2 protein-coding genes are annotated in these 1,752 nt (G+C 72.0%); both read right to left on the bottom strand.

From position 1 onward, the window contains the following. Positions 1-30: 30 nt before the first annotated feature. Positions 31-1,437, bottom strand: a complete 1,407-nt coding sequence (locus tag AC27VN_RS40585; protein WP_490880379.1) for an AMP-binding protein — start codon at positions 1,435-1,437, stop codon at positions 31-33. Next, positions 1,437-1,752: biotin transporter BioY (locus tag AC27VN_RS40580; protein ID WP_490880378.1), on the bottom strand; the 316-nt coding region annotated here is incomplete at its 5' end. The genes AC27VN_RS40580 and AC27VN_RS40585, both read right to left, overlap by 1 nt.

The following is a 1,752-nucleotide window of genomic DNA, read 5'->3' as shown; positions in this document are numbered from 1 at the left end:
TGCGGGCCCAGCCCAGGATCACGGGCGGGCTCACAGCCGCTCCCATTGCGTCGTCGGCATGTCGGCCAACCGCCGCGCGAGGGCCGCGTGATCCGTCTTGCCGCTCGGCGTGCGAGGCCATGCGTCGACGAGGTAGAAGCGCCGCGGCAGCTTGAAGGGCTCGAGCCGGTCGCGGCACCAGGCCTGCAGTTCCTCGCGGGAGAGCGGTGCCGACAGCGCGAGCAAGGCCACGGCCTCCATGCCGCGCAGCGGATGCGGCAGCCCCTGGATCGACGCGGCCGCGATGGCCGGATGCCCGGCCAGCACGTTCTCGACTTCCTCGGGGAACAGGTTCTTGCCTTGCACGAGCAGCATGCGCTGCTGCCGGCCGACCAGGTGCAGGAAACCGGCCTCGTCCACATGGCCCATGTCGCGCACCGAGAGCCAGTCGCCGTCGCGCAGCACCGCGGTGCCGTCTTCCTCGGCCGTCAGCGTCACGTAGTCGCTGAACACCATGGGACTGCGCACGTAGATCAGTCCGGGCAGGGGCGGCTCGATCCTGAGTTCGACATTGGCGAAGGGCCGGCCGACCACGTCGTCGGGCAGCGCCTCGTCGCTGTCGGCCCAGGCGATGAACGAGGTTTCCGAGGCGCCATAGAACTCGATGATGCGTGCCTCGGGAAACAGCGCGCGCAGCGCGGCGGTGCGCGCGCGCGGCCACGGGGCGCCGCTGATCATCACGAGGCGCGTGCCCGTGATGGGCGCCAGGCCATGGCGTTGCGCATGCTCGAGCATCAGCAGCAGCTGGCTGGGCACGGCGACCAGGCTGCCCGCGAGACCGCGCTGCAGCGTGTCGAGCGCGGCCGCCGCCGAGAACTGGCGCTGCAGGCGCATGCCGGCGCCGGTCCACAGGCCCAGCAGCGCGCCGAACAGGAACAGCGAATGCGAGAGCCGTCCCGGCACCAGCACGGTGGTGCCGGTGGCGGGGCCGAAGCTCCGGACGCAGATCTCGAAGCTGTGGGTCCACGATCCGTGCGTGCGCCGGAAGCCCTTGGGCACGCCGGTGCTGCCCGAGGTGAAGCCGATGTAGAAGGGCGTGTTCGCGTGCGCTTCCTCGATGTCGGCGGCCGCGCCCAGGTGCTGTGCCATGCGCGCCTGCACCTTGTCCCTGATGGGCTGCGGCCAGTCGGGATCGCCGACGGCCGCGGTGCGGTTGCTCGCGAGGATCGCGAGGAAGCTCGCAAGCTGGTCGGACGGCGAGGCGCTCGCGCTGGCCCAGGCGACCGTCGGCGTGGCCGCCTCGTTCAATGCGGCAGCTTCGGCCGCCACGCGTGCCGCGAGCTCGGCGAAACTCAGTCGCGTGTGGCCATCGTCGAGCGCGAGCGCATCGGGCGTGTGCCGCGCCCACCAGGCGAGCGGCGCGTGGACGGTCCGGAAATCGGGCGCCGGGCCGGTCATCAGTCGCGATCGAGACGCCAGCTCGGAAGGCCGCGCGCCACCGTCTGCACCACCAGCGCGCAGACCACGCACTTGACGAGGTCGCCCGGCACGAAGACCAGGCTCGCGAGCGCCGCCTTCTGCAGCGGCAGGTGGGCCACCAGCGACAGCCCCGCGATGCCGAACAGGTAGACCACGACGATGCCGCCGATGAACGAGGCGGCCAGCGCCGCGACGAACAGCGCGCGTCCGCGCGCGGCGGCGAAGCGCCGCATGATCCAGCCGCAGGCGAAGGCGCCGAACAGCCAGCCCACGAGGAAGCCCGCGGAGGGCGTC

The organism is Variovorax sp. 20P10.2.4, assembly GCF_058244205.1.
The sequence above is the reverse complement of the archived record's forward strand: the minus strand, read 5'-3'. Positions and strand labels throughout refer to the sequence as shown.

What these genes read in the sequence shown, in the direction of transcription:
- AC27VN_RS40585 (WP_490880379.1), bottom strand. Translation starts at nt 1,437, where the DNA reads ATGACCGGCCCGGCGCCCGATTTCCGGACCGTCCACGCGCCGCTCGCC.